Origin of the sequence: Caulobacter sp. D5 (assembly GCF_003185805.1) — a bacterium.
In the GTDB taxonomy this organism is placed as follows: Bacteria; Pseudomonadota; Alphaproteobacteria; order Caulobacterales; family Caulobacteraceae; genus Caulobacter.
This window is the reverse complement of sequence record NZ_QHJY01000359.1, coordinates 1-4,586: the sequence shown is the minus strand read 5'-3', so window position 1 is coordinate 4,586 and position 4,586 is coordinate 1. Positions and strand designations below refer to the sequence as shown.

4 protein-coding genes and 1 pseudogene are annotated in these 4,586 nt (G+C 70.3%); 4 read left to right on the top strand and 1 reads right to left on the bottom strand.

Annotated features, from left to right (window positions below):
* From DMC18_RS20900 to DMC18_RS20885, 4 genes are all read left to right on the top strand, one after another.
* A partial coding sequence (locus DMC18_RS20900; protein WP_110133276.1) for an SDR family NAD(P)-dependent oxidoreductase occupies nucleotides 1–611 on the top strand: 611 nt, incomplete at its 5' end.
* A gap of 15 nt (nucleotides 612–626) precedes the next feature.
* The gene (locus tag DMC18_RS20895) at nucleotides 627–1,112 is read left to right on the top strand and encodes a VOC family protein (RefSeq protein WP_110118062.1); all 486 of its coding nucleotides are present in this window, start codon (nucleotides 627–629) and stop codon (nucleotides 1,110–1,112) included.
* Nucleotides 1,113–1,326: 214 nt separating this feature from the next.
* Complete coding sequence (locus DMC18_RS20890; protein WP_110118063.1) at nucleotides 1,327–3,315, top strand: protein meaA; 1,989 nt, start codon at nucleotides 1,327–1,329, stop codon at nucleotides 3,313–3,315.
* Between the two features lie 40 nt (nucleotides 3,316–3,355).
* A complete protein-coding gene (locus tag DMC18_RS20885) occupies nucleotides 3,356–4,264 on the top strand; it encodes a hypothetical protein (RefSeq protein WP_110133275.1) in 909 nt (302 codons plus the stop codon).
* Between the two features lie 7 nt (nucleotides 4,265–4,271).
* Here the strand turns inward: DMC18_RS20885 and DMC18_RS20880 are convergent.
* Nucleotides 4,272–4,586, bottom strand: a pseudogene (locus tag DMC18_RS20880) (MFS transporter); the annotation flags it as partial.

Below are 4,586 nucleotides of genomic sequence, written 5' to 3'. Positions count from 1 at the left end.
CCGGCGCGATCGACGTGCTGGTCAACAACGCCGGCTACGGCCTGGTCGGCGCGGTTGAAGAGGCTTCTCTGGAAGAGGTCCGCGCCCAGTTCGAGACCAACGTCTTCGGGCCGCTCAGCGTGCTCAAGGCGGTGCTGCCGGCCATGCGGGCGCGGCGGTCGGGGCGGATTGTCAACATCACCTCTGTCTCGGGCCTGGCCGTCTGGGCCGGCACCGGCGTCTACTGCGCCAGCAAGTGGGCCCTGGAAGGCCTGACCCAGACCCTGGCGGCCGAGGTCGCCGAGCTGGGGATCAAGGTGATCAACGTCGCCCCGGGCGGTTTGCGCACGAGCTTCGCCAAGGGCTCCAAGACCATCGTGGCCGACAAGCTGCCCGACTATGAGGGCCTCGCCCGCGACGCCGAGCGGATCATGGCCGACCACGCCGGCGCCGAGCCCGGCGATCCGACTAAGGCCGCCCTGGCCGTGCTGGCTGTCGTCGATGCGCCCGAACCGCCCCTGCACCTGCTGCTGGGCGAAGACGCCCTCCACTACGCCGGCTACGCGATCGACGGCCTGAAGGCCGACATCGACGCCTGGCGCGACCTCTCCCTTTCCATCGCCTTCGACTGACCCAAAGGACCGCCCGTGACCAACACCCTGATCTTCGTCGACCTGGCCAGCGACGATCCCGCCAAGGCCGGCGAATTCTATGCTGAGGTGTTCGGCTGGCAGAACGACGCCCGGCCGCAGGGGATCTATCACCGCATGGTCCCGGGCGGTCAGTTCAAGAACCCCGACGGCTCCGACAGCCAGATCGGCAACCTGCATCTGGGCATCTTCGACGCCGCCAACGCCCGCCCGCATCCGGAGAGCGTCGGCGTCGAGCCCCGCGACCTGTCGACCGACGGCCGCAAGCCTCGCATCTGGATCCTGATCGGCGACAACGACAGCGCCGACCGCATCCTGGGAACCGCCGAGAAGCTCGGCGCGACCCTGCTCTGGCGCGACCACTACTGGGCCGAGTTCAACGGCTACAACCACGCCTTCCGGGATCCGTGGGGCAATGAGATCGTGCTGTGGGGTAAGGCGGGCGCGGACCCGCAGGTGCCGGAGAGCTTCAGCCGGGAGTAGCCGCCTGACGGCGGCCCCCTCAGTCGCTCCGCGACAGCTCCCCCAGCGGGGGAGCATCTGCGCCGCGTAATCCTCCCCCTCTGGGGGAGGTGGCCCAGAGGGCCGGAGGGGGTCCCGCGCAGCGGGTAACGCACCTGCGAAGCCTCATATTGCACCGCACCCAACACCGGCGCATCATCCGGCGATAACCAGAAAAGATCGCCGGGAGCGCAGGATGTCGGACAAGGCCTATCAGCACGCGCCCGATCCGCCGTGGATCTTCCGCACCTATGCCGGCCACTCGACGGCGCAGAAGTCCAACGCGCTCTATCGTTCGAACCTGGCGCGCGGCCAGACCGGCCTGTCGGTGGCCTTCGACCTGCCCACCCAGACCGGCTACGACCCCGACCACATCCTCTCCCGCGGCGAGGTCGGCAAGGTGGGAGTGCCGATCAGCCATCTGGGCGACATGCGCGCCCTCTTCAGCGAGATCCCGCTGGAGAAGATGAACACCTCCATGACCATCAACGCCCCTGCCGCCTGGCTGCTGGCGATGTACGTGGCGCTGGCCGACGAGCAGGGGGCCGACCGGGCGCTGCTGCAAGGCACCACCCAGAACGACCTGATCAAGGAATACCTGAGCCGCGGCACCTACATCTTTCCGCCGGGACCCAGCCTGCGGCTGATCGGCGACATGATCGCCTGGTGCTATCGCGAGGTTCCGAAATGGAACCCGATGAACGTCTGCAGCTACCACCTGCAGGAGGCCGGGGCGACGCCGGAGCAGGAGCTGGCCTTCGCCCTGGCCACCGCCATCTCGGTGCTCGACACCGTCCGGGCCGGCGGCCAGGTGCCCGAGGAAGACTTCGAGATCGTCGCCTCGCGGATCAGCTTCTTCGTCAACGCCGGGGTGCGGTTCGTCACCGAACTGTGCAAGATGCGTAGCTTCACCAAGCTGTGGGACGAGATCCTGCTCGAGCGCTACGGCGTGCAGGACAAGAAGGCCCGGCGCTTCCGCTACGGTGTGCAGGTCAACAGCCTGGGCCTGACCGAGCCGCAGCCCGAGAACAACGTCTACCGCATCCTCATCGAGGCCCTGGCCGTCACCCTGAGCAAGGACGCCCGCTGCCGGGCCCTGCAACTGCCGGCCTGGAACGAGGCCCTGGGCCTGCCGCGGCCTTGGGACCAGCAGTGGTCGCTGCGTCTGCAACAGGTGCTGGCCTATGAGACCGACCTGCTGGAATACGAAGACCTGTTCGCCGGCTCCCACGTGGTCGAGGCCAAGGTCGCCGAGCTGTCGAAGGGCGCGCTGGAGCAGCTGGCCCTGATCGACGAGATGGGCGGCGCGGCGAGCGCCATCGACTACATGAAGGCCGAGCTGGTTTCGTCGAACGCCAAGCGGGTGAGGGCGGTCGAGACCGGCGACCTCACCGTGGTCGGCGTCAACCGCTGGACCGACAGCGAGCCCTCGCCCCTGTCGGCCGGCGAAGGAAACATCGAGACCATCGATCCGAAACTCGAAGCGGAAGTCGTCGCTCGCATCCAGGCCTGGCGCGCGGATCGCGACGCCGCCGCCGCCCTGGCCGCCCTGGCCGACCTCAAGGCCGCCGCGCTTGATGGCCGAAACATCATGGAGCCCTCGATCACCGCCGCCAAGGCCGGGGTCACCACCGGCGAATGGGCCGGGGCGCTGCGCGAGGTGTTCGGCGAGTATCGCGGCCCGACGGGCGTGGCGATCGTGGTCTCCACCGGCGAGGCCGAGGACGTGGAAGCGGTGAAGGCCGAGGTCGAGCGGGTCTCGCAGGTGCTGGGCCGCACGCTCACCTACCTTGTCGGCAAGCCGGGCCTGGACGGCCACTCCAACGGCGCCGAGCAGATCGCCACCCGGGCCCGGGCCTGCGGCATGGAGGTGGTCTATGACGGCATCCGCTCGACGCCCGAGGAGATCGTGCGCCGCGCCAAGGAGAGCCGGGCGCACGTCGTCGGCCTGTCGATCCTGTCGGGCTCGCACCTGGATCTGGTGCAGGAGGTGGTGCGGCTGATGCGGGCGCAGGGCCTGGACCACATCCCCGTCGTCGCCGGCGGCATCATCCCCGAGGCCGACGCCCTGATCCTCAAGCAGATGGGCGTGGCGCGGATCTACACCCCCAAGGATTTCCGGATCACGGAGATCATGGGCGACGTGGTGCGGCTGGTCGAGGCGACGGCGCTGGAGCAGGCCTGAGTCCAGTTGATCGCCGCCACGGCCACGCTACCTTAGGACGATGAGCCAGGCGCCGCCTCATGACCCAGACGTCCCGTCCGACAGCCGTTCGGCCGACATGACGCCGTTGCGCAAGGTCGCGAACGGCGTGCGGACGAGCCTGCCCACCGGCGAGATCGCGCGCGAAATGACGACCACGGCGATCTGGTGCGGCCTGCTGCTGGGCGTCTGGGGCGGCTCGCCTGAGGTCGGACCGCCGCTGTTCGTGGCCGGCGGCCTGGCGGCGGCCGCCTTCTGGTGGGCCGCCCGTCGGGAAGACGCGCCTGACCAGCCCGAACTCGGCGTCTGGCGCGCCAGTCGCAAGACCCTGTTCCAGGCCCGCTGGAAACGTCGCGCCCCCTTCGGCGGTCTCGCCATCGGCCTGCTGCTGGCCGGACAGTCCTGGTGGTACGGCGACGCCTGGGGCGTGGTCTACGCCCTGGCCCTGTGCGGCGGCTTCGGCTGGCTGGCCTGGCGACGCAAGCCGCTGGAGGACTGGGTGGAGCTGCGGATCGACGCGGCCGGCCTCTATTCCCGCGAACTGGGCTGCACCATTCCCTGGCCGGCGCTGCAGGCGGTGCGTCCGCGCGCGCGCCACCGGGCGGGCAAGCTGGGCTTGCGGCTGGGTCCCAACGACCTACCGGTCCTGGACGCCGCCGACCGCGCGGTGGGAGCCGATGTCGAGATCGATCTGGCGCCCCTGGCGCTGGGCGTCGATGCCGTCCGCGCCGAGATCTTCCGCTACCGTCCCGACTTGGAGATCGGCCCCGCGCCGGGCGCGCCGCCCGAGTCCATCGTCACGCCGATCCCTGGCGCGGCCACCGAGGCCGACGGCCGCGACGACAGCGCCCTGGCCGCCGTGTCGATGCTGGCGGTCGCCCAGAATCCCGCCCTGGCCCTGATCGCCCTGAGCAGTTCCAGCGATCGCTGACGGCGCGTCAGTCCCGCGCCAGCCGCCAGGCCGCCGCGAAGCCGACCAGCGCCAGCGGCACGAAGGCGCCGAACAGCCACGGACCGTGGGCGAAGGCGGCGGCGGGGTCGATGCCGTGGCCAAAGCCCAGCAGGTTGGCCATGGCTCCGGCGGCGGCCGAGCCGGTCGCGCCGCCGATCAACTGCACCGTGGGCACGGCCGACGAGGCCAGGGCCTGCTCCTGCGTCGGGGCGCCGGCGATGGTGCGGCGGGCCAGGAACGCCCAGCACAGGCCAAAGCCGCAGCCGACGGCCAGTAGCGCCAGGCCCGTGCTCCACAGCCC

Coding starts and splice junctions, on each gene's coding strand:
- DMC18_RS20890 (WP_110118063.1), top strand. CDS start 1,327: ATGTCGGACAAGGCCTATCAGCACGCGCCCGATCCGCCGTGGATCTTC.
- DMC18_RS20885 (WP_110133275.1), top strand. CDS start 3,356: ATGAGCCAGGCGCCGCCTCATGACCCAGACGTCCCGTCCGACAGCCGT.